16 protein-coding genes and 2 rRNA genes are annotated in these 21,782 nt (G+C 72.0%); 1 reads left to right on the forward strand and 17 read right to left on the reverse strand.

Going from position 1 to position 21,782, the window contains the following annotated elements; genetic code table 11:
- Positions 1-35: 35 nt before the first annotated feature.
- A complete protein-coding gene (locus ACI3EY_RS10970) occupies positions 36-1,493 on the reverse strand; it encodes a replication-associated recombination protein A (RefSeq protein WP_405038884.1) in 1,458 nt (485 codons plus the stop codon).
- Here ACI3EY_RS10970 and ACI3EY_RS10975 point away from each other — a divergent pair.
- Complete coding sequence (locus ACI3EY_RS10975; RefSeq protein ID WP_405038885.1) at positions 1,473-2,273, forward strand: GNAT family N-acetyltransferase; 801 nt, start codon at positions 1,473-1,475, stop codon at positions 2,271-2,273. The genes ACI3EY_RS10970 and ACI3EY_RS10975 overlap by 21 nt on opposite strands.
- Positions 2,274-2,340: 67 nt before the next feature.
- Here the strand turns inward: ACI3EY_RS10975 and aspS are convergent, their stop codons facing one another.
- From aspS to ACI3EY_RS11055, 16 genes are all read right to left on the reverse strand, one after another.
- Positions 2,341-4,158, reverse strand: coding sequence for an aspartate--tRNA ligase (gene aspS, locus ACI3EY_RS10980; protein ID WP_405038886.1), 1,818 nt, complete (start codon positions 4,156-4,158; stop codon positions 2,341-2,343).
- Between the two features lie 224 nt (positions 4,159-4,382).
- Positions 4,383-4,988: an NUDIX domain-containing protein gene (locus ACI3EY_RS10985; RefSeq protein WP_405038887.1), complete on the reverse strand. Its 606-nt coding sequence runs from the start codon at positions 4,986-4,988 to the stop codon at positions 4,383-4,385.
- Positions 4,988-6,679: a CTP synthase gene (locus ACI3EY_RS10990; RefSeq protein ID WP_405040442.1), complete on the reverse strand. Its 1,692-nt coding sequence runs from the start codon at positions 6,677-6,679 to the stop codon at positions 4,988-4,990. The genes ACI3EY_RS10985 and ACI3EY_RS10990 overlap by 1 nt, the downstream gene beginning before the upstream one ends.
- Before the next feature lie 60 nt (positions 6,680-6,739).
- Entirely contained in the window at positions 6,740-7,858 is a 1,119-nt protein-coding gene (locus tag ACI3EY_RS10995) for a glycosyltransferase family 4 protein (protein WP_405040443.1), read from the reverse strand.
- Between the two features lie 12 nt (positions 7,859-7,870).
- A complete protein-coding gene (gene murJ, locus ACI3EY_RS11000; RefSeq protein ID WP_405040444.1) occupies positions 7,871-9,502 on the reverse strand; it encodes a murein biosynthesis integral membrane protein MurJ in 1,632 nt (543 codons plus the stop codon).
- Complete coding sequence (locus ACI3EY_RS11005) at positions 9,499-10,326, reverse strand: hypothetical protein (RefSeq protein ID WP_405040445.1); 828 nt, start codon at positions 10,324-10,326, stop codon at positions 9,499-9,501. The genes murJ and ACI3EY_RS11005 overlap by 4 nt, the downstream gene beginning before the upstream one ends.
- Positions 10,323-11,402: a copper transporter gene (locus tag ACI3EY_RS11010; protein ID WP_405040446.1), complete on the reverse strand. Its 1,080-nt coding sequence runs from the start codon at positions 11,400-11,402 to the stop codon at positions 10,323-10,325. The genes ACI3EY_RS11005 and ACI3EY_RS11010 overlap by 4 nt, the downstream gene beginning before the upstream one ends.
- Entirely contained in the window at positions 11,402-12,580 is a 1,179-nt protein-coding gene (gene steA, locus ACI3EY_RS11015) for a putative cytokinetic ring protein SteA (protein WP_405040447.1), read from the reverse strand. Before steA ends, ACI3EY_RS11010 begins: the two co-directional genes overlap by 1 nt.
- Positions 12,577-14,352, reverse strand: coding sequence for a DNA repair protein RecN (gene recN / locus ACI3EY_RS11020; protein WP_405040448.1), 1,776 nt, complete (start codon positions 14,350-14,352; stop codon positions 12,577-12,579). The genes steA and recN overlap by 4 nt, the downstream gene beginning before the upstream one ends.
- Entirely contained in the window at positions 14,349-15,281 is a 933-nt protein-coding gene (locus tag ACI3EY_RS11025) for an NAD kinase (protein WP_405038895.1), read from the reverse strand. The genes recN and ACI3EY_RS11025 overlap by 4 nt, the downstream gene beginning before the upstream one ends.
- Positions 15,278-16,147: a TlyA family RNA methyltransferase gene (locus ACI3EY_RS11030; RefSeq protein WP_405038896.1), complete on the reverse strand. Its 870-nt coding sequence runs from the start codon at positions 16,145-16,147 to the stop codon at positions 15,278-15,280. The genes ACI3EY_RS11025 and ACI3EY_RS11030 overlap by 4 nt, the downstream gene beginning before the upstream one ends.
- Positions 16,144-16,377, reverse strand: a complete 234-nt coding sequence (locus ACI3EY_RS11035; protein WP_405040449.1) for a hypothetical protein — start codon at positions 16,375-16,377, stop codon at positions 16,144-16,146. The genes ACI3EY_RS11030 and ACI3EY_RS11035 overlap by 4 nt, the downstream gene beginning before the upstream one ends.
- Positions 16,374-17,225, reverse strand: coding sequence for an HAD-IIA family hydrolase (locus tag ACI3EY_RS11040; RefSeq protein WP_405040450.1), 852 nt, complete (start codon positions 17,223-17,225; stop codon positions 16,374-16,376). Before ACI3EY_RS11040 ends, ACI3EY_RS11035 begins: the two co-directional genes overlap by 4 nt.
- Positions 17,222-17,992, reverse strand: a complete 771-nt coding sequence (locus ACI3EY_RS11045) for a tetratricopeptide repeat protein (RefSeq protein WP_405040451.1) — start codon at positions 17,990-17,992, stop codon at positions 17,222-17,224. Before ACI3EY_RS11045 ends, ACI3EY_RS11040 begins: the two co-directional genes overlap by 4 nt.
- A 354-nt stretch (positions 17,993-18,346) precedes the next feature.
- Positions 18,347-18,463 (reverse strand): 5S ribosomal RNA (gene rrf / locus ACI3EY_RS11050).
- A gap of 81 nt (positions 18,464-18,544) precedes the next feature.
- A 23S ribosomal RNA gene (locus ACI3EY_RS11055) occupies positions 18,545-21,672 on the reverse strand.
- Between the last annotated feature and the right edge of the window lie 110 nt (positions 21,673-21,782).

Below are 21,782 nucleotides of genomic sequence, written 5' to 3' on the forward strand. Positions count from 1 at the left end.
CCTCTCCTACGGTGGTCGAACGGGACTGATCCACTCTAGTCGACGGGCTCGTCCGTCCCGGACCCCGCGGGCGGCACCCGTGGGCCGCCCCGGATGATGCGGCGCAGCTCCTGCCAACGGGGGCCGAGCCGCTCCTCCCAGCCGCGGCCGGTGGGGTGGTAGTAGTCCGCCTCGACGAGGTCGTCCGGCAGGTACTGCTGGGGCCCGACCCCGGCGGGCTCGTCATGGCTGTAGCGGTACCCCTGGCCGTGACCGAGCCGGGACGCGCCGGCATACCCGGTGCCGCGCAGGTGGGCGGGCACCTGTCCGCCCCGGCCGGCCCGCACGTCGGCGACGGCCGCGTTGATCCCGGCGTAGGCGGCGTTCGACTTCGGGGCGAGGGTCACGTGCACCACCGCCTGGGCGAGCACGATCCGGGCCTCGGGCATCCCGATCTGGGCGACCGCGTGCAGCGCCGCGACCGCGGTCTGCAGGGCGGTGGGGTCGCCCATCCCGACGTCCTCGCTGGCGGCGATCACCACCCGGCGGGCGATGAATCGGGGGTCCTCCCCCGCCTCCAGCTGGCGCGCCAGGTAGTGCAGGGCGGCGTCCACGTCGGAGCCGCGCATCGACTTGATGAAGGCGCTCGCCACGTCGTAGTGCTGGTCGCCCGCCCGGTCGTAGCGGACCGCGGCGTGCGCCACCGCCTGCTCCACCTGCTCCAGGGTGATCTCGACGACCTCGTCCTCCCGGCCGGCCGCCCGGTCGTCGGCGGCGACCCCGGCGGCCGCCTCCAGAGTGGTGAGCGCGCGGCGGGCGTCCCCGCCGGCCATCCGGACCACGTGCTCGGTGGCGGCCTCGGCGAGGGTGAACCTGCCGGCCAGCCCACGCTCGTCGGTGAGCGCGCGAGCCAGCACGGCCCGCACGTCCGCGTCGTCCAGGGTGGTCAGGGTGACCAGCACCGACCGGGACAGCAGCGGGGCGATGATGCTGAACGAGGGGTTCTCGGTGGTCGCCGCCACCAGGATGACGATGCGGTTCTCCACGCCGGGCAGCAACGCGTCCTGCTGCGCCTTGGTGAAGCGGTGGATCTCGTCCAGGAAGAGCACGCTCTGCCGGCCGTGCAGCGAGCGTTCCCGGACCGCCCCCTCCATCACCGCGCGGACGTCCTTCACCCCGGCGGTGACGGCGGACAGCTCGATGAAGCGGCGCTCGGCGGCGTGCGCCACCAGGTGCGCCAGGGTCGTCTTGCCGGTGCCGGGCGGGCCCCACAGGATCGCGGACAGCGGCCCGGCCGCCCCGGCGTGCCCCTCGATCAACCGGCGCAGCGGCGACCCTGCGCGCAGCGCGTCCCGCTGGCCCACCACCTCCTCCAGCGAGCGGGGCCGCATCCGGACGGCCAAAGGGGCCAGCAGGGCGCCGGAGGCGTCGCCGGCCCCGGTGTCGTCGATGGCGGCGGAGAAGAGGTCGGACACGCCTGTCAGGCTAACGCCGTGCACCGTCTCACCCGGCATACCGAGCTGCTGTCCCGCTCCGGCGACGACCCCTGGGTCCGGTGGTGCCTGCCGGACCCCCTGCCCGGTGAGGTCTGGGTGCACCAGGAGGTGGCCCTGGTCCAGCGGCTGGGTCGCCGGCCGGGGTTCTGGGTGGCACCGCTGCGCCCGCAGGGCCACCCGGGGACGCCGCTCGACGACGGCCGGCGGGCGGAGGAGGCCGGGCGGGTCCGCGCCGCCCTGGTGGAGCTGCGGGACGGGGGCCACCTGTCCCGGCTGGGGGCGAGGTCGCTGTCGGTGGCCCAGGAGCACGGGCCGGTGGCGCACGAGGTGCTGGACCTGGGCGAGGGCGGCGACTGGGAGTGGATGTGGACGACCACCGCCCCGCCGCAGGACCCGCGCGAGGGCCGGGTCGTCGCCCTGGACGACCGGCAGGACGCCGCCGAGCTGACCGCCTTCACCCGGTCGCACAACCCCAGGGTCTGGACCGAGGTGGGCACCGGCCGGGTGCACCGGTGGATGGGCGTCCGGGACGCCGCGGGCGCGCTGGTGGTGATCGGCGGGGCCGAGCGGGAGGACACCGGCGTCCCTCACCTGGCCGGCATCGTGACGGCGGCCGGCCACCGGGGCCAGGGGTGGGCCGGCGTCGTCTCCGCGGCCCTGACCCGGTGGGCGCTGGAGCGGCACGGCGCCTGCACGCTGGGGATGTTCAGCGACAACACGACCGCCCGAGGGGTCTACCGCCGGTTGGGCTACCGGACCGCCCGGGCCTGGCACTCGCGCGCCCTGACCCCGACCTGACCGGACGCACTGCGCCCGGTCAGGTCGGTCGGTCTCGGTCGGGTCGCCCCGCTGGACCCGGGTCGGCTCAGACGGTGCCCGGGTCCGCCGGCGCGCCCGCCTTCTCGTCCTTCGCGGGGCGGGCGTCGACGCCCGCCTCCTTGCGCTGCTCCGGGGTGATCGGCGCCGGGGCCGAGGTCAGGGCGTCGTAGCCGCCCCCGGACTTCGGGAAGGCGATGACGTCCCGGATCGAGTCGGTGCCGGCGAGCAGCGCCACGATCCGGTCCCAGCCGAACGCGATCCCGCCGTGCGGCGGGGCGCCGTACTTGAACGCCTCGAGCAGGAAGCCGAACTTCTCCTCCGCCTGCTCCTGGGACAGGCCCATGATCGCGAACACCCGCTCCTGGACGTCCCGGCGGTGGATACGGATCGATCCGCCGCCGATCTCGTTGCCGTTGCAGACCAGGTCGTAGGCGTAGGCCAGTGCGGCCCCCGGGTCCTGCTCCAGGGTGTCCAGGTACTCCGCCTTCGGGGAGGTGAAGGCGTGGTGGACAGCGGTCCAGGAGCCACCGCCGACGGCCACGTCGCCCGCGGCGACGGCCTCGGAGGCCGGCTCGAAGACGGGCGCGTCGACCACCCAGAGGAAGCTCCACGCGGACTCGTCGACCAGACCGGTGCGGTGGCCGATCTCGAGGCGGGCCGCGCCGAGCAGCGATCGGGACGCCTTGCGCGCCCCGGCGGCGAAGAAGACGCAGTCACCGGGGGCGGCACCGACGTGCGCGGCCAGCCCGTCCCGCTCGGTGTCCGACAGGTTCTTGGCGACCGGGCCCCCGAGGGTCCCGTCCTCGCCGACGGTGACGTAGGCCAGGCCCTTCGCGCCACGCTGCTTGGCCCACTCCTGCCAGGCGTCGAACTGCCGCCGCGGCTGGTCGGCCCCGCCCGGCATCACCACGGCGCCGACGTACTCGGCCTGGAACACCCGGAAGCCGGTCTCCGCGAAGTAGTCGGTGCACTCGGTGAGCTCGAGGTCGAAGCGCAGGTCCGGCTTGTCGCTGCCGTACCGGGCCATCGCGTCGGCATACGTCATCTGCGGGAAGGGCGCGTCGAGCTCGACCCCGATGGTGCGCCAGACGGCCCGGGCGACGGCCTCGCCGAGCTCGATGACGTCCTCCTGGGTGACGAAGCTCATCTCGATGTCGAGCTGGGTGAACTCCGGCTGCCGGTCGGCGCGGAAGTCCTCGTCGCGGTAGCAGCGCGCGATCTGGTAGTAGCGCTCCATCCCGGCCACCATGAGCAGCTGCTTGAAGAGCTGGGGGCTCTGCGGCAGTGCGTACCAGCTGCCGGGCTGCAGGCGGGCCGGGACCAGGAAGTCACGGGCCCCCTCGGGGGTGGACCGGGTCAGGGTCGGGGTCTCGATCTCGACGAAGTCCCGCTCGCCGAGGAGCTCACGGGCCGCGGCGTTCACCCGGGACCGCAGCCGCAGGTTGGCCCCGGCCGCGTTGGCGCCCGGACGGCGCAGGTCCAGGTAACGGTGCGCCAGGCGTGCCTCCTCGCCGACGCTCACCCGCTCGTCGATCTGGAAGGGCAGCGGCTCGGACTCGCTGAGCACCTCGATGCCGGTGGCGACGACGTCCACCCCGCCGGTGGGCAGGTCGGGGTTGACGTCCTTGTCGGCGCGGGCGGTGACCTCGCCGACGACCTGGACGCAGTACTCGCTGCGCAGGTCGTGGGCGGTGCCGGTCAGCACCTCGTCACGGGCGACCACCTGGACGATGCCGGAGGCGTCGCGCAGGTCGATGAAGGCGACGCCGCCGTGGTCCCGGCGTCTGGCCACCCAGCCGGTGAGGGTGACGGTGCTGCCCACGTGCTGGGGGCGCAGTGATCCGGCGTGGTGCGTGCGGAGCATGAGTGTCCTCTCGGGTCAGGTCCGCAGAGGACGGCTGCCCCCTGCGAAGGCAGCCCGGGAGGTGTGGGCGGGGGCCAGGTCGCGGTGCCACCACACCTTTGCCGAGGGGTTCCTCGGCCTCTCGTCGGTGACGTCGGACGCACGGTGCCGGGGTGGCTCCCCCTCGGACGGTATGCCGTGGGGTCACCGGCGGGTCGTCACGCCGCGCCGGGCACGGGGTGAGTCTACGCGGAGCGTCGGGCGGCCAGGGCCAGGGCCGCGAGCATCATCGGCCCGTTGTGCACCTGCCCGGCCAGGGCGGCGTCGACGACGTCCTGCAGCCCGACCCAGGCGGTCGGCATCTGGGACTCCTCGCCCTCCCGGTGGTGCCGCTGGTCCTGCGGCACGTCGGAGAGCCCGGTCGCCACGAAGACGTGGATGACCTCGTCCAGGCCACCCGGTGAGGGGGTGAAGCTGATGAGCTCCTGCCAGTCCTCCGCGCGCAGGTCGGCCTCCTCGGCCAGCTCGCGCCGGGCCGCCTCCACCAGGGGCTCCCCCGGGACGTCCAGCAGGCCGGCCGGGACCTCCCAGTCCTGGGCGGCGATCGGGTGCCGGTACTGCCGGACCAGCAGGATCTCCGGCTCGCCGCGGTCCTCGCGCAGCGCCAGCACGGCCACCGCCCCGGTGTGCTGGACGTACTCACGGTGGGCCGGGCCGTCCGGCAGCTCGACCTCGTCGCGGCGGACGTCCCACACCGCCCCGTGGTGGACCACCTCGCTGGAGCGCACCTGCCAGGCCCCCGGCAGGTCGACCAGCTCGGCCCGGGACAGCCGGGGCGCGGACAGCGTCATCAGTCGGGCAGCTCGAGACGGGGCCGGCCCTCGACCTCGACCAGCCGCTGCGAGCGCTGGGCCTGCAGGGCGGCGGCCACCAGCCCGGCGAACAGCGGGTGGGCGTGGTCGGGGCGGGACTTGAACTCCGGGTGCGCCTGGGTGGAGACGTAGTACGGGTGCACCTCACGGGGCAGCTCGACGAACTCCACCAGCCCCCCGTCGGGCGACTGGCCGGAGATGACCAGCCCGGCGGCGGCGAGCTGCTCCCGGTAGCGGTTGTTCACCTCGTACCGGTGCCGGTGCCGCTCGCTGACCTCGGTCTCGCCGTAGGCCTCGGCGACCACCGAGCCCTCCTGCAGCACCGCCGGGTAGGCGCCCAGGCGCATGGTGCCCCCGAGGTCACCGGCACCGTCGACGAAGGACTTCTGCTCCTTCATCGTCGCGATCACCGGGGCCTGGGTGTCCGGGTCGAACTCGGTGGAGCTGGCTCCCTCGATGCCGGCCACGTGCCGGGCGTGCTCGATGACCATCGCCTGCAGCCCGAGGCAGATGCCCAGGGTGGGCACCTTCCGCTCGCGGGCCCAGGTCAGGGCGCCGATCTTGCCCTCGATGCCGCGCACCCCGAACCCGCCGGGGACCAGCACCGCGTCCACCCCGGCGAGGGCCTTGGTGGCGCCGGCCTCGGTGCGGCAGTCGTCGGAGGCGACCCAGCGGATGTCGACCCGGGCGTCGTTCCGGAACCCGCCGGCCCGCATGGCCTCGGTCACCGACAGGTAGGCGTCCGGCAGGTCGACGTACTTGCCGACCAGGGCGATCTCGACCCGGTGCTCCGGCTCGTGCACCCGCTGCAGCAGCGCGTCCCAGGCGGACCACTCGACGTCGCGGAAAGGCATACCCAGGTGGCGCACCACGTAGGCGTCCAGCATCTCGGTGTGCAGCACCTTGGGGATGTCGTAGATGGAGGGGGCGTCGACGCAGGCGGCGACCGCGTCCGAGTCGACGTCGCACATCATCGAGATCTTGCGCTTGATGCCGGCCGGGATCGGCCGGTCGGCCCGTAGCACCAGGGCGTCCGGGGTGATACCGACCTGGCGGAGGGCGGCGACCGAGTGCTGGGTCGGCTTGGTCTTCAGCTCGCCGCTGGGGGCCAGGTAGGGCACCAGCGACACGTGCAGGAAGAAGGCGTTGGCGCGGCCGATGTCGTGGCGCACCTGCCGGGCGGCCTCCAGGAAGGGCAGCGACTCGATGTCGCCGACGGTGCCGCCGACCTCGGTGATGATGAGGTCGGGGCGCTCCCCCTCGGGCAGCTCGGCGGCGGCCCGCATCCGGCTCTTGATCTCGTTGGTGATGTGCGGGATGACCTGCACGGTGTCACCGAGGTAGTCCCCGCGACGCTCCTTGGCGATGACGTCGTTGTAGATCTGCCCGGTGGTGACGTTGGAGCGCCCCCACAGGTCGGTGTTGAGGAAGCGTTCGTAGTGCCCGATGTCCAGGTCGCACTCGGCGCCGTCCTCGGTGACGAAGACCTCCCCGTGCTGGAACGGGTTCATCGTCCCCGGGTCCACGTTGATGTAGGGGTCGAGCTTCTGCATCGTCACCCGCAGCCCCCGGCTCCGCAGCAGGAAGCCCAGGCTCGAGGCCGTGAGTCCCTTGCCGAGCGAGGAGGCGACGCCTCCGGTCACAAAGATGTGTTTCGTCGTCTCCGCCACGGGCTTACATGCTACGGGACGGGTGCCGGGGCGTCGCACACCCCCTCGGGCATGTCGGCCTCAGCCGTCGTCCCGCGCTGCCAGCACCTGCTGGTAGCAGGAGAGCACCGCGTCGACGGCGTCGTCACCGTCGGGCAGCTCGGCGGCCCTGGCCAGTGCGCGTCGGCCGAGCTCCGCCCTGGCTGCCGGGTCGGCGAGCAGCTCACCGAGCACGGTGGCCAGGTCCTCGGCCACCTGGTCGTCGTCACCCCCGGGCACCAGCCGGCCGGCGCCCCCCAGCACGACCGCCGTCCCCCCGACGTCGGTGGCCAGGACGGGGGCACCCGCGGCCAGGGCTTCCTGCAGCACCAGCGGCTGACCCTCCCAGCGGGCGGAGGAGAGCACCACGTCGGCGGCGGCCAGCAGCGCGGGGACGTCTGCGCGGTGCCCCAGCCAGCGCACCTGTCCGGGACCGGTGGCGGCCAGCTCGTGCAGCCGGGCGGCCTCGGGGCCCTCCCCCGCCACCGCGAGCACCGTCGTGGGGTGGTCGTCGACGACCCGCTGGTATGCCCGCACCGCCGCCTCCGTCCGCTTCTGCGGGGCGAGACGGCCCACGTTCAGCACCAGCAGCTGTCCCTCCTGCAGTCCCAGCTCGGCCCGCAGCCGGTCCCGTACCGTCCCGTGCTCTCCCGGACCGAGGGGTGAGACCTCGGCGGGCACCACCGCCGGGCCGGTGGCCGGGGCACCTCGCCGGGCGGCCCGGTCGACCAGGTCCGGGGACACCCCCAGCACCAGGTCCGCGCGGCGGCAGACCACCCGCTCCAGCAGCTCGTAGACCATCCCGGCGCCGCCCGCGGGCGGGCCGTTGTGGGAGGTGACCACCAGGCCCGGGCCGTGCCGGGGCCGAGCGAGGGCGGCCGCGGCACCCGCACGCATACCGTGCGCGTGCACGACGTCGACCCCGGCCATCGCCTCCCGGAGCCGGCGGCGGGACGCGTGGTCGGCGCCGGGACGCACCCGGTGCCCCAGCTCCACCGGCAGCACCCGGGCACCGACCCCGGGCAGGTCGAAGCGGCGGGCGACCTCCGCGGGGCAGGCCACCACCACCTGGTGCCCGCGACCGACCAGGCCGGCGGCGAGCTGACGGACGTGGGCGCCGACACCGCCGCCGACCAGGGCGGTCACCAGGAGCACGCGCATGGGCCCACCCTCTCAGTCCCGTCCGCCGACCCGTGCCCGCACCTGGCCACGGACCAGGGACCAGGCGTCCCGGTCCAGCACGGCGAGGGCGGCCAGCACCGCCGCCACCACCACGGCACCGGCCGCGACGCCCCAGGCCACCGCGCTCACCCAGCCCTGGGGGTCGACCGGGATCAGCTCCCAGGCGCTGGTCGCGACCACCGCCCCGACGAGCGCCGCGCCGAGGGCGCGGCCCCAGCCGCGCATCGCCGCGGCTCCCCACGCGCGCCGGGTGAGCACGGCCAGCGTGCCCCCGGCCAGGGTCATCCCCACCGAGGAGCCGACCGCCAGCAGCACCAGGACCTGGCCCACCTCCGGCGCGCTGCCCACCAGGAGCAGCGGCAGCAGTCCGGCGACCGCCCAGCCGAGGACCACACCGGCCGCCGCCTCCCGGGGCCGCTGCGCCGCGTAGAGGGCCCGACCCAGCACCGCGACGAGGGCGAACCCGACCAGGCCGGGTGCGAGCGCGCCGAGCGTGCCGGGCAACGCCTCGAGGGCCTGCCGACCGGCACCGTCGCGGCCCCGGTCCAGGGCCAGGAAGACCGTCCCGATCTCCCTCCGGGCGGCGACCAGCGCCCCGGCGGCGGCCACCGCGGCGACGGTCGCCGCCAGGACCGTCCGGCGCAGGGTGGGCACCGCGGTGCCCGGGTCGTCGGTCAGGCGGGGGAAGGCGGCGGTCGCCAGCGGCACCACCAGCACGGCGTACGGGAGGAGGTAGACGGTCTGCGCGTAGGTCCACACGGTGATGCCGCCGACCCCGGAGACGTTCGTCAGCAGCAGCACCACGACGGTGAACACCTGCTGCGCGGCCACCGCGGCGACCCCGGCCACCGCCAGTGCTCCGGCGATCCGCCCGGACCCGGCGGGGAAGCGCAGGGTCGGGCGCCAGCGCACCCCCAGCCGGGAGATCGGGACCAGCAGCGGCAGGCTCAGGGCCGCCACCCCCAGGGTGGTCCCTCCGGCCAGCAGCACCAGGGCACCGGTGGGCAGCTCGGACAGCGGGGCGGTCGCGTCGAAGACCGCTCCGAAGGCCAGGTAGACGGCGATGACCACGACGCTGGACAGCAGCGGCGCCAGCGCCGCCGTGAGGAACCGGCGGTGGGCCTGCAGCACGCCGGCCAGCACGATCCCGAGCCCGTAGAGCAGCACCTGCGGCGCGAACAGCAGCAGCATCAGGGCCCCGGCGTCCCGGGCGTCCTGCGGCACGCAGCCCGTCGCCTCCGGCGACATGGTCAGCAGCAGCGCGCTGATCGGACCGGCCGCCAGCGCCGCCACCAGGGAGAGCGGCAGCAGCACCAGCAGGCTCCAGCCGAGCAGTGCCGACGCGATCCGGTCCGCTCGTCCCTCGTCGCCGAGACCCAGCTGGCGGGAGATGAGCGGCACCGCCACCGCGGCCAGCGCCCCACCGGCGGCCACCTCGAAGAGGACGTTGGGCACCGTGTTGACGGTGACGTAGACCTGCCCCACGCAGGTGGCGCCCACGGCGTGCGAGAACGCGAGCCAACGCAGCACCCCGGCCACCCGGGCCCCCAGGGTGACGAGCGCCACCAGGCCCGCCGCCGCGACCAGGCCCTGGCTGCCGATCCGGGCGCTGGGTCCGCTCACCACCGACCCCAGCGGTCGATCTCGCGCAGCACCGGGGTGGACTCGATGACCCGGGTGAAGCTGACCCGTTCGCTGACCAGCGTGAGCGTCGTGATGCCGGCCAGCAGGACCCACCGACCGCGCGCCGGGAGCGCCTGCACGGCGGCGACCCCGATCCCGGCACCCAGGGCGTTGGCGCCGGTGTCACCGAGCATGGTCCTGCCACGCAGGTCCTCGGGCAGCACCAGCAGCCCGGCGCCCAGCGTGGTGGCCGCGGCAGGTGGCCCGTCGAGCAGGGGCAGCGAGGCCGCGAGCGCCACCTTGAGCGCCCGCCCCGGCCGCAGGTCGAGCAGGTTGGCCAGGTTCGCCGAGCCGGCCACCACCGCGGCACCGGCCAGGGTGTCCACCCGCACCCGACGACGCCCCTCCCCGTTCCCGTCCCTGCACCGCTCGCGGTCCGACCAGAGCACCGCCCCCAGCCCGGCCACCCCCAGGGTGAGCACCTTGAGCGCCCCGGTGGTCAGCTCGCCCTCGGCCAGCGCCCCCAGGTGTCCGCGCAGCCCCTTGACGTCGGTGCGCCCCCCGAGGTCGTCCACCGCGCCGGCGACCCCGGCCAGCAGCACCGCGCACCCGGCCGGGGGGTCGAGCAGCAGCAGGGGCAGCCCGGCCCCGCCCGCCAGGGCCACCCCCTCGGTGAGGGAGACCGGGTCGCCGCGGTGGTTGGTGCGTTCCCAGCGAGCGCTGCCGCCGGGCAGCCGACCGGTCCGGTGCGCGGCGCGCAGCACCGCGGCCGTCCCGACCCCGGCGGCCACGGCGAGCACGGTGCCCGCGCGGTGTCGCCTCACGGGCTCGTGGTGGTGGCGGCGTCGTCGGGCACCGGCTCGGTGACGTCGGCCTCGTCGCCGGGGACCGGACTGGTCACCAGACGCTGCGGCGGCGGGGCGGGCACGGGCGCCTGGGCGCCGTCGCCGAGGCCGTAGTGGCCGGTCTCCTGCTGCAGCTCCCAGGCCAGGCCGAGGGTGCCGGCGAGCACCCCGGCGGCGCTCTCCAGGTTGTCCACCGTGGAGACCGCGTCCGCGACCGCGTTGTCGTCCCGCACGGCGACCACCAGCGGGTCGGTGCCGGCCGAGGGGGCCGTCGGGTCGGTCTCGGTGCCGGGGGCCGCGACCAGGGTCGGCAGCTCCAGAGCGGCCAGCGCATCGACCAGGTCCAGGCGTGTCTCCAGCGCCGCCAGGGCCTGCTCGTCCTCGGGGTCCTGGGCGAGCACCCCCAGCCCGCCACCGACGACGAGCAGCACGTCCGGGGGCCGGCGGTCGGTGATCTGGGCGCCCGGACCCTCCTGCCAGGTGAGGTCCAGCAGCCCCTGCTCCTCCAGCCGGTCGCCCGCGGCGAGCCAGGCACCGACCTGGGTGTCCTGGTCGGACCCGGCCAACGTGGCCGCGACCACGGTGGCCAGCGTCGGGGCGTCGCCCTCGCGGGGCTCGGGCAGGGCGAGGGAGGCGGACAGCTCGGTCACCAGGGCCGCGACGTCGTCCTCGGCGACGGCCCGCTCCCAGTCGTCGTCGAGGTCGGCTCGGAGCACCAGCGCACCACCGGCCTCGTCCACCCGCTCCTCGACACCCGCCACCCGGTTCCGGTCGGCGCCGGGCAGCGTCAGCACGGCGACCCGGGAGCCGGACAGGGTCCCGGCGACGGCACGCCCCCCGACCAGCTCCAGGGCCTCGTCCTTGGCGGCGGCGCGGGCGGTGAGGGTGGCCAGCTCGTTGCGCAGCTCGGTGCGCTCGGTGCGCAGCTGGGCGACCTCCTCGTCCAGGGTGTCGGAGATGCCCTCGCGCAGCGGACCGGCCCCCAGCACGATCCCCACGGCCAGGGCGATGAACACCGCGACCAGCGACACCAGGTGGTAACGGAAGTCGACCACTATGCGAACAACCTCTCGATCCACGCCACGACGTCGTCCCATCGTACGGCCAGGACCCCGAGCAGGGCGCGTCCGCCGGGGGTCGCGGACAGGGCCACGAAGAGGGCCACCAGGCCGGCGAGCACCAGCCAGACCAGGGACACCGTGGGGATGCGGGCCCGGTAGAGCAGGCTCACCCCCTTGGCGTCGACCAGCTTGTTGCCGATCCGGAGCCGGGTCAGGAAGGTGCTGGCCATCCCCTGCCTCCCCTTGTCCAGGAACTCCACCAGGGTGGCGTGGGTGCCGACCGCGACGATCAGCTCGGCACCCAGCTCGTCGGCGAGCAGCATCGCGATGTCCTCGCTGGTGCCCGGGGCGGGCAGCACGACCGCGTCGGTGACGCCCAACGCCTGCACCCGCTCCAGGCCCGGGGCACGACCGTCGCGGTAGGCGTGCACGACGAGTTCGGCCCCGCTGGTCAGGGCGCGGTCCGAGACGGAGTCCATGTCGCCGACCACCATGTCCGGGGTATGCCCCATCTCCAGCAGGGCGTCCGCTCCGCCGTCGACGCCGATCAGCACCGGGCGCGCCTCCCGCAGGAACGGGCGCAGGGTCTGCAGGTCCTCCTTGTAGTGGTACCCGCGGACCACGACGAGGGCATACCGGCCGGTGAAGCGGGTCCGCAGCTCGGGGACCCCGATGCCGTCCAGGAGCAGCTCGCGCTCGGCGCGGACGTACTCCATCGTGTTGTGCGAGAACGCCTCGATCTGCTCCGAGAGCCGGCTCCGGGCGTCCTCGCGCTGCTCGTCCACCATCAGGCTGGTCATCCGGACGGCCCGGGCGACCACCTGGTCGTCGACCCGCAGCTCGTCCCCGACGACGGTGACTCGCACCCCCTCGCCGACGGCCATCACCTCGGGTCCGGCCCGGTCCAGCAGTGGTATGCCCGCCTCCATCAGGATCTGCGGCCCCATGTTGGGGTAGGTGCCGGTGGTCGAGGCCGCAGCGTTGACGACCGCGGCCGGCGCGCAGGCGACCAGGGCGTTGGCGCTGACCTGGTCGAGGTCGGCGTGGTCGATGACCGCGATGTCCCCGTGCTGCAGCCGCGAGGTGAGGTTCTTGGTACGCGGATCGACCCGCGCGGTGCCGGTGACCGGCACGGACGGGTCGTGGGCGCGTGCGCGACGGGGGCTGCTCATCCGGGGTCCATCGTCGCACGTCGGGCGAGCAGCTCCCGGGCGTGCTCGAGCGCGGCGTCGGAGTCCGCGAGGCCGCCCAGCATCCGGGCCAGCTCCGCCTCCCGCTCCGCGCCCTCGACGGCCACCACGCCGCTGCGGGTGACCTGGCCGTCGGTGCTCTTGCGCACCACGAGGTGCCGGTCCGCCTGGGCGGCGACCTGGCCCAGGTGGGTGACCACCACCACCTGCGCATGCTTCGCCAGCTGCGCCAGCCGCCCCCCGAGGGACAGCGCCGCGGCACCACCCACCCCGGCGTCCACCTCGTCGAAGACGTAGGTGGGCACGGAGGCGTCGCCGCAGACCAGCTCCAGCGCCAGCATCACCCGGGACAGCTCACCGCCGGAGGCGGCGCGGGTGACCGTCCGGGGCGGTGCCCCAGGGTTGGCCGCCAGCCGGATCTCCACCACGTCCAGCCCGTGCCGGGTCGCCACGGCGCGGCTGCCGTCCGGCAGCTCCACCGCCCCGTCCACGGCCTCGCCGTCCTCGCCGTCCACCAGGCGCGGGGACACGTCCACGACCACGGTGGCCGAGCCCATCGCCAGGTGCGTCAGCTCCTGCGTCACCCGCTCCCCGACGTGCTGCGCGGTCTGTCCGCGCAGCGTGCTCAGCTCGGCCCCCGCCCGCCCCACCTCGGCCCGGGACTGTTCCAGCTGCTGACGGAGCTCGGCCAGGTCCTCGTCGGAGACGTCGATGGCGGCCAGCTCCCGTGATGCCTTCTCGCCCAGGGCCAGCACCTCCGCGGTGCTGCCGCCGTAGCGCCGCATCAGGGCCGAGAGCTCGGCCCGACGGGCGTGCACGGCGTCCAGCCGCTCCGGGTCGATCTCCACCCCGGTCGCGTACGCGGCCAGGTCCGGTGCGAGGTCGGAGGCGAGGTAGCTCAGCTCCTGGACCCGCCGGAGCAGGTCGGCGAGCTCGGTGTCGTGGTCCGCCGCGGAGGCCAGGGCACCGGCGGCGGTGGACAGCAGCGCGGCCACCGACGACGACTCCGACTCCACCGCGCCCGAGGCCGGGTCGCCGCCCACCAGGGCGTCGTGAGCGCCCTGGGCGGCCCCGCGCAGGTCCTCGGCGTAGGTGAGCCGGTCGGCCTCCGCGCGCAGGTCGTCCTCCTCGCCCTCCACCGGGGCGACCCGCTCGATCTCCTGCAGCGCCACCCGCAGCGCGTCCACCCGTAGCCCCCGCTCTGTGGCGCTGCGGGACAGCTCCTGGAGGCGCGAGCGCAGCTGCTGCCACCGCTGCCAGACCCCTGCGTAGCGGGCGCTCGCCCGGGCCAGCTCCTCGCCACCGGCCACGTCCAGCAGCACCCGGTGCTGGTCCGCGTCGCGCAGCCTCCACTGGTCGGCCTGCCCGTGCACGGCCACGAGGTGGTGGCCGACCTCGGCGAGCACCGAGACCGGGGCGCTGCGGCCGCCCACGCTGGCCCGGGAACGTCCCTCGGCGGGGACGGTGCGGACCAGGATGAGACCGTCCTCCACGTCACCGCCCGCCTCCTGGACCCGGACCGCGGCAGGGTGGTCGACCGGCACGTCGACCTCGCCCTCGACCACGGCCCGGGTGGCACCGCTGCGGACCAGACCGGGGTCGGCCCGCTCCCCGAGCAGCAGGCCCAGTCCGCTGACCAGCATCGTCTTGCCGGCACCCGTCTCCCCGGTGATGACGTTCAGGCCTTCCGCCAGGTCGAGCTCGGCCTCCTCGATGACGCCCAGGTGCTGGATCCGGATACGCCGCAGGGTCACGCGGTGCCCTCCGGTCCGGCACCGGTGGCGGGCCCGCGCCAGCCGGTCACGGGCAGCGCGAACTTGGCCACCAGCCGGTCGGTGAAGGGTTCGTCCCCCAACCGCGCGAGCAGCACCGGGGTGCTCGAGCGTCGCACCTCGATCCGGGCGCCGGGCGGCAGCTCGACGGTGCGGCGGCCGTCGCACCACATCACCCCGGTGACGTGGCTGTGCGGCACCACCTCCACGGCGAGGTGGGTGTCAGGACCCAGCACCACCGGGCGGGCGAAGAGGGCGTGCGCGGAGATGGGCACCACCAGCAGGGCCTCCACGTCCGGCCAGACGACCGGACCTCCCCCGGAGAAGGCATACGCCGTGGACCCGGTCGGTGTCGCCATCACCACCCCGTCGCAGCCCCAGGTGGACAGCGGCCGTCCGTCGACCTCGACGGCCAGCTCGAGCATGCGCTCGCGCGCCGACTTCTCCACGCTGGCCTCGTTCAGCGCCCAGTTGTGGCAGACCACCCGGCCCTGGTGGATGACGTCCACCTCGAGCGTCATCCGCTCCTCGATGCGGTAGTCGCGGTCGATGATCCGGGTGACGATCGCCTCGATGTCGTCCTTCTCGGCCTCGGCGAGGAAGCCGACCCGTCCCAGGTTGATCCCGAGCAGCGGGATCCCGGCCGGGCGGGCGATCTCGGCCCCGCGCAGGATGGTCCCGTCCCCGCCGACGACGACCACCAGCTCGCAGCCGCGAGCATCCACGTGGGAGGGCACCGGGCTCTTCAGGGAGACCACCTTCTGGTCGGTGACCACCTGGTGCGTCGGCTCCGCCTGGGCGACCACCTCGAGCTCGATCCCGTGCCGCCCCAGGCGCTCGGCGAAGACGGAGGTGAGGTCGTGCACCTCCGCACGGGTGGGGTGCGTGACCAGCATGATGCGTCGGCTCATGCCTTCTCCTCCTGGACGAGTTCCCTGCGACGGCTCCCCAGCGCGGCGGCGCCGGGACCACAGCCCATCATGCCGTCCGCCGGCACCGGACAGGGGCCGGGGTGAGGGCAGCGACGCAGCCACCACAGGTACTCGATGTTGCCGTGGGTGCCGGTCACCGGGGAGTGGTCCAGGTCCAGCGGTGCCAACCCCAGCGTGCGGGCGCGGGCGTCCAGCTCGGCCAGCACCCGTTCGCGCCGTTCCGAGGACCGCACCAGCCCGCCCCTGCCCAGACCTTCGGGTCCCACCTCGAACTGCGGCTTGACCAGCAGAACGAGATCGGCGCCGGGTCGGGTCAGGGTGGCGAGGTCCGCCAGCACGAGCGCCAGCGAGATGAAGGACAGGTCGGCGACCAGCAGGTCGACCGGTCCGCCGACCTCGGCGCCGGTGAGGCCCCGGACGGAGGTGCCGGAGACCTCGACGACACGCGGGTCCCGGGCCAGTCGCTGGTCCAGCTGGCCGTGCCCCACGTCCAGCGCCCGCACCTGCGCCGCGCCCCGTTCGAGCAGCACCTGGGTGAACCCCCCGGTGGAGGCCCCGACGTCGAGGCAGCGGCGGCCGGCCACCGGGACCGGCCACCGCTCCAGGGCGTGGTCGAGCTTCAGCGCGCCGCGTCCCACCCAGCCCCGCAGGATCCACGCCGCCTCGCCCTCGACCCCCGACGTCAGCACCTCGACCTCGACGCCACCGTCCGGCACCGGCGTCGCCGGTCGGGTCACCACGGTCCCGTCCACCCGCACCAGGCCCGCCCGCACCAGGGTCTGCGCCTGGGTCCTGCTGGCCGCCAGCCCGCGGGAGACGAGGGTGACGTCCAGACGCTGGCTCACCGGGGCCCGGGCCGGGCCTGCCCGGGAGGAGCGGGCTGCTCGGTGGGGTCCGACAGGCGCGCCTGCAGCCGCCGGTGGGCGCGGGTGAGCGCCTCCAGCTGCTCCTCGCCGCTGCCCTGCAGCCCCTCGTCGAGATCCTCCAGCGCGAGGTCCACCTCGGCGTCCCCGGTCCGGGGCGGAACGGCACCGTCGCCGGTGGGTGTCGCGGGCCCGGGGTCGTCGATGCTCATCGCCCACCCCACAGGTGCGCGAGCTCGGGGATGGTCCCGGCGACGTGGTCGGGACGCTGCTCCGGGACCGCGGACTCCGCCTCGTCCCTGGAGGACACCCCGGTGAGGACCAGGGCGTTGGCCAGTCCGACGGCGCGGGCGCCGGCGATGTCGGTGTCCGACCGGTCCCCCACCATTAGCACCTGGTCCAGGGGCAGGCCCAGACGCCGCAACGCCACCCGGTATGCCGGTGCGTGCGGCTTGCCGGTGACCACCGGCTCCGCCCCGGTGGCGTGCGCGACGGCCCGCACCAGGGCACCGTTGCCGGGCGCCAGCCCACGGTCGGTGGGCAGCGTCGCGTCGTCGTTGGTGGCCACCCAGGTGGCACCCGCCCGGATGGCGTAGGTCGCCTCGGTGAGGGCGGCCACGTCGACCTCGGGGCCGTAGCCCTGGACGACGGCGCCGATCCGCTCACCGGGAGCCTGCTCGCCCTGCTCGGGCCCCTCCTGCGCCCGCCGTGCCACCTCCCCCGGGTCGAGGGTGCTGAACCCGGCCTCCTGCAGCGCGAGGCGCACCCCGGGTCCACCCACGGTCAGCACCATGTCGGACGCGAGAAGGTCCGGACGGCGCTCTACGAGCTCCTCCGCCGCGACCTGGGACGCCGTGAGGACGTCCGTCTCGTCGGCGGGCACGCCCAGCTCACGGAGCTGGTCCGCCACGGTGCCCGGCGGACGCGAGGCGTTGTTGGTCATGAACAGGACCTGCACACCGGCAGCCCTGGCCGACGCCAGCCCCTCGACCGCGCCGGGGCAGGCGGCGTGCGCGCGGTAGACGACGCCGTCCAGGTCGCACAGCAGGCCGCGGATCACTGCCGCGTGCCGGCCCCTGGTGCCGGGGGCCCGCCCCCGTCCGCCTGCTCGTCCTCACCGTCGTCCAGGTCCACCACCCAGGGGGCCTCCTCCTCACCCAGCAGCTCGGCGGCGTCCGTCTCCTGCAGGGCGTCGACCGCGGCGGCGCGGGCATACCAGGTCTGCGCCTGGTCGGTGGCCCCGTCCGCCTCCAGCGCGGCCGCGTAGGCGTAGCGCAGACGCGCGGCCCAGGGGTCCCGGTCCGTCGTACGGCGGACGAGCTCCGACAGGTGCAGCACGGCGGCGGCGTGCTGGCCGAGGTCTCCCCGGGCCCCCGCGACCACGATGGCCAGCTCGACCTGCTCGGCCGACGCCAGGGTCTTCGCCTCCGGCGTGGCCGCCAGCTCCAGGGCACGCTCCGGCCTGCCGAGGCCTCGCTCCGCGTCCGCCATCAGCGGCAGCAGGTGGTGCGTCCCGGACAACCGTCGTGCCGTCCTGAACTCGGCCAGGGCACGGGACCACTCGCCGCGGCGGTAGTGGACCAGTCCCAGCGACTCACGCACGATGGCCACCCGTCCGGCTCGTCGTGAGGCTGCCTCGGCGTGCGCCAGCGCCAGGTCGAAGTCCTCCACGTCCAGCGCGCGGCCCACCATCACCAGGTGGCCACCGACCCCCTCCGCGTTCTCCTTGCTGAGGGTGCGCAGCTCCGTCCGCAGCGACCGGTCGAGCCCACCGGCGTCCACGCCCTCGGGCAGCTCGGGATCCCTTGGACGTGGCGCGCGCTCCACCCACTGGCGGCGCGGTGCATCGCGGTCGTCCGGGCCGCTCGCCCGGGACGACCGATCATCACGGCCCCCGCGGCTCCCACGGTCCGGGCGTCCCCCACGCTCGTCGCGGCCCCCGCGGTCCCGACCGCCACGCTCTGGGCGTCCCCCACGGACGTCCCGACCACCCTCACGGCCGGGACGCCGCTCGCCTCCACGGTTCTGGTCCACAGGTGGTCTTCCTCTCGTCACGGTGCGCCGCAGGCGCCACCGACGGGCGCCACACCCCAGTGTGTCAGGGGGTGGGTGTGGACGTGAAGAAGGGGCTCACCCCCTTTTTGTGGGGGGTGAGCCCCTTGCTTCGTGTTTCTAATGGTGGTCCGGCGGTGTCCTACTCTCCCACACTGTTTCCGGTGCAGTACCATCGGCGCAGTCAGTCTTAGCTTCCGGGTTCGGAATGTGACCGGGCGTTTCCCTGACGCTATGACCGCCGTAACATGTTCGACCTCAACCCGGGCAGGGTTGGTTATGGGTCGGGAACCGTAAAGTGGACGCGAACATCGTTTGTGTTTGGTGTTTGTTAAGTTATCGGCTTATTAGTACCGGTCAGCTACGCACATTACTGTGCTTCCACGTCCGGCCTATCAACCCAGTAGTCTAGCTGGGAGCCTCTCCACCCAAAGGGTGATGGAAACCTCATCTCGAAGTGTGCTTCCCGCTTAGATGCTTTCAGCGGTTATCACGTCCGAACGTAGCTAATCAGCGGTGCCCTTGGCAGGACAACTGACACACCAGTGGTTCGTCCATCCCGGTCCTCTCGTACTAGGGACAGCTCTCCTCAAGTTTCCTACGCGCGCAGCGGATAGGGACCGAACTGTCTCACGACGTTCTAAACCCAGCTCGCGTACCGCTTTAATGGGCGAACAGCCCAACCCTTGGGACCGACTCCAGCCCCAGGATGCGACGAGCCGACATCGAGGTGCCAAACCATGCCGTCGATATGAGCTCTTGGGCAGGATCAGCCTGTTATCCCCGGGGTACCTTTTATCCGTTGAGCGACGGCGCTTCCACAAGCCACCGTCGGGTCACTAGTCCCGACTTTCGTCTCTGCTTGACATGTCTGTCTCACAGTCAAGCTCCCTTGTGCACTTACACTCGCCACCTGATTGCCAACCAGGCTGAGGGAACCTTTGGGCGCCTCCGTTACTCTTTAGGAGGCAACCGCCCCAGTTAAACTACCCATCAGGCACTGTCCCTGATCCGGATCACGGACCGAGGTTAGATATCCAGAACGACCAGAGTGGTATTTCAACGTTGACTCCACGAACACTGGCGTGTCCGCTTCACAGTCTCCCACCTATCCTACACAAGCCGTACCGAACACCAATACCAAACTATAGTAAAGGTCCCGGGGTCTTTCCGTCCTGCTGCGCGTAACGAGCATCTTTACTCGTAGTGCAATTTCGCCGAGTTCGTGGTTGAGACAGTGGAGAAGTCGTTACGCCATTCGTGCAGGTCGGAACTTACCCGACAAGGAATTTCGCTACCTTAGGATGGTTATAGTTACCACCGCCGTTTACTGGCGCTTAAGTTCAGAGCTTCACCTTACGGTTAACCCGTCCCCTTAACGTTCCAGCACCGGGCAGGCGTCAGTCCGTATACATCGTCTTGCGACTTCGCACGGACCTGTGTTTTTAGTAAACAGTCGCTTCTCCCTGGTCTCTGCGGCCATCGACGCTAACCCGTGAAGGGTTTCACGTCTCCGGCCCCCCTTCTCCCGAAGTTACGGGGGCATTTTGCCGAGTTCCTTAACCACGATTCACTCGATCGCCTTAGTATTCTCTACCTAACCACCTGAGTCGGTTTGGGGTACGGGCGGCTAGAACCTCGCTAGGAACTTTTCTTGGCAGCATAGGATCACCCTGCTTCCCGCATACGCGGTCACGATCAAGCCTCGGGCACTGATGGGGCGGATTTACCACTCCCCGGCCCTGCGCTCTTCGACGTGGACTACCATCGCCACGCGGAGGCTACCTTCCTGCGTCCTTCCATCGCTTACCTACTACCAGTTCGGGTCACGCGTTCCACCCCCCTGGGAACACCCGAAGGTGAACCCGGTGGAGGGCTTCAGGCGCTTAGCATCACAAGATTCGGTACTGGGCGGTTCTTCGCCGGTTCCGGAATATCAACCGGATGTCCATCGACTACGCCTGTCGGCCTCGCCTTAGGTCCCGACTTACCCAGGGCAGATTAGCTTGACCCTGGAAACCTTGGTTATTCGGCGGAAGAGTTTCTCGCTCTTCATTCGCTACTCATGCCTGCATTCTCACTCGTGCCGGATCCACACCTCGATCACTCGGATGCTTCTCTCCCGGCACGACGCTCCCCTACCCATCAGCACGCCTGAACCTGCCCTTCAAGAGGACAGGCTGAGCAAAGTACTAATGCCACAGCTTCGGTGGTGTGCTTGAGCCCCGCTACATTGTCGGCGCGGAATCACTTGACCAGTGAGCTATTACGCACTCTTTCAAGGATGGCTGCTTCTAAGCCAACCTCCTGGTTGTCATCGCAACTCCACATCCTTTCCCACTTAGCACACGCTTTGGGACCTTAGCTGGTGATCTGGGCTGTTTCCCTCTCGACTACGAAGCTTATCCCCCGCAGTCTCACTGCCATGCTCTCACTTACCGGCATTCGGAGTTTGGCTGACGTCAGTAACCCGGTAGGGCCCATCAGCCATCCAGTAGCTCTACCTCCGGCAAGAAACACATGACGCTGCACCTAAATGCATTTCGGGGAGAACCAGCTATCACGGAGTTTGATTGGCCTTTCACCCCTACCCACAGCTCATCCCCTCAGTTTTCAACCTAAGTGGGTTCGGGCCTCCACGCGGTCTTACCCGCGCTTCACCCTGGCCATGGGTAGATCACTCCGCTTCGGGTCTAGACCCAGCGACTCAAACGCCCTATTCGGACTCGCTTTCGCTACGGCTTCCCCACACGGGTTAACCTCGCCACTGAGCACTAACTCGCAGGCTCATTCTTCAAAAGGCACGCCGTCACCCACACAAGTGCAGGCTCCGACGGATTGTAAGCGCACGGTTTCAGGAACTATTTCACTCCCCTCCCGGGGTACTTTTCACCTTTCCCTCACGGTACTTGTCCGCTATCGGTCACTAGGGAATATTTAGGCTTAGCAGGTGGTCCTGCCAGATTCGTACGGGATTTCTCGGGCCCCGTACTACTCGGGAGACGACACACGCAGTCACGGATGTTTCGGTTACCGGGGTCTCACCGTCTACGCCAGGCCTTTCCAGACCTTTCACCTACACCACGCGATTTATCACTGCGCACCAGGCTGGTAGACCCAGTACGATCGTTCCCACAACCCCGACCCTGCAACCCCTACCAGGTATCACACAAGACCGGTTTAGCCTCATCCGCTTTCGCTCGCCACTACTCACGGAATCACATGTTGTTTTCTCTTCCTGTGGGTACTGAGATGTTTCACTTCCCCACGTTCCCTCCACACACCCTATATATTCAGGTGCGGGTGACCAGCGATGAAGCTGGCCGGGTTTCCCCATTCGGACACCCTCGGATCACAGTCTGGTTATCGACTCCCCGAGGCTTATCGCAGATTCCTACGTCCTTCTTCGGTTCCTAGTGCCAAGGCATCCACCGTGCGCTCTTAAAAACTTAACAAGCCACAAAGATGCTCGCGTCCACTGTACAGTTCTCAACCAACAACCAGCCACCACAGCTCCTGCTGCCACCACACACACCCACCAGCAAGACCAAACTCACCAGCAGAC

This window comes from Serinicoccus shuyuelongi (assembly GCF_045032955.1).
GTDB lineage: Bacteria > Actinomycetota > Actinomycetes > Actinomycetales > Dermatophilaceae > Ornithinicoccus.

Bases quoted from the DNA above. Each gene is read 5' to 3' on its own strand.
- ACI3EY_RS10995 (WP_405040443.1), bottom strand. From the start codon at position 7,858: ATGCGCGTGCTCCTGGTGACCGCCCTGGTCGGCGGCGGTGTCGGCGCC.
- ACI3EY_RS11025 (WP_405038895.1), bottom strand. From the start codon at position 15,281: ATGAGCCGACGCATCATGCTGGTCACGCACCCCACCCGTGCGGAGGTG.
- ACI3EY_RS10970 (WP_405038884.1), bottom strand. From the start codon at position 1,493: ATGCCGGGTGAGACGGTGCACGGCGTTAGCCTGACAGGCGTGTCCGAC.
- ACI3EY_RS11035 (WP_405040449.1), bottom strand. From the start codon at position 16,377: ATGAGCATCGACGACCCCGGGCCCGCGACACCCACCGGCGACGGTGCC.
- ACI3EY_RS10985 (WP_405038887.1), bottom strand. From the start codon at position 4,988: ATGACGCTGTCCGCGCCCCGGCTGTCCCGGGCCGAGCTGGTCGACCTG.
- steA (WP_405040447.1), bottom strand. From the start codon at position 12,580: ATGAGCAGCCCCCGTCGCGCACGCGCCCACGACCCGTCCGTGCCGGTC.
- aspS (WP_405038886.1), bottom strand. From the start codon at position 4,158: ATGCTCCGCACGCACCACGCCGGATCACTGCGCCCCCAGCACGTGGGC.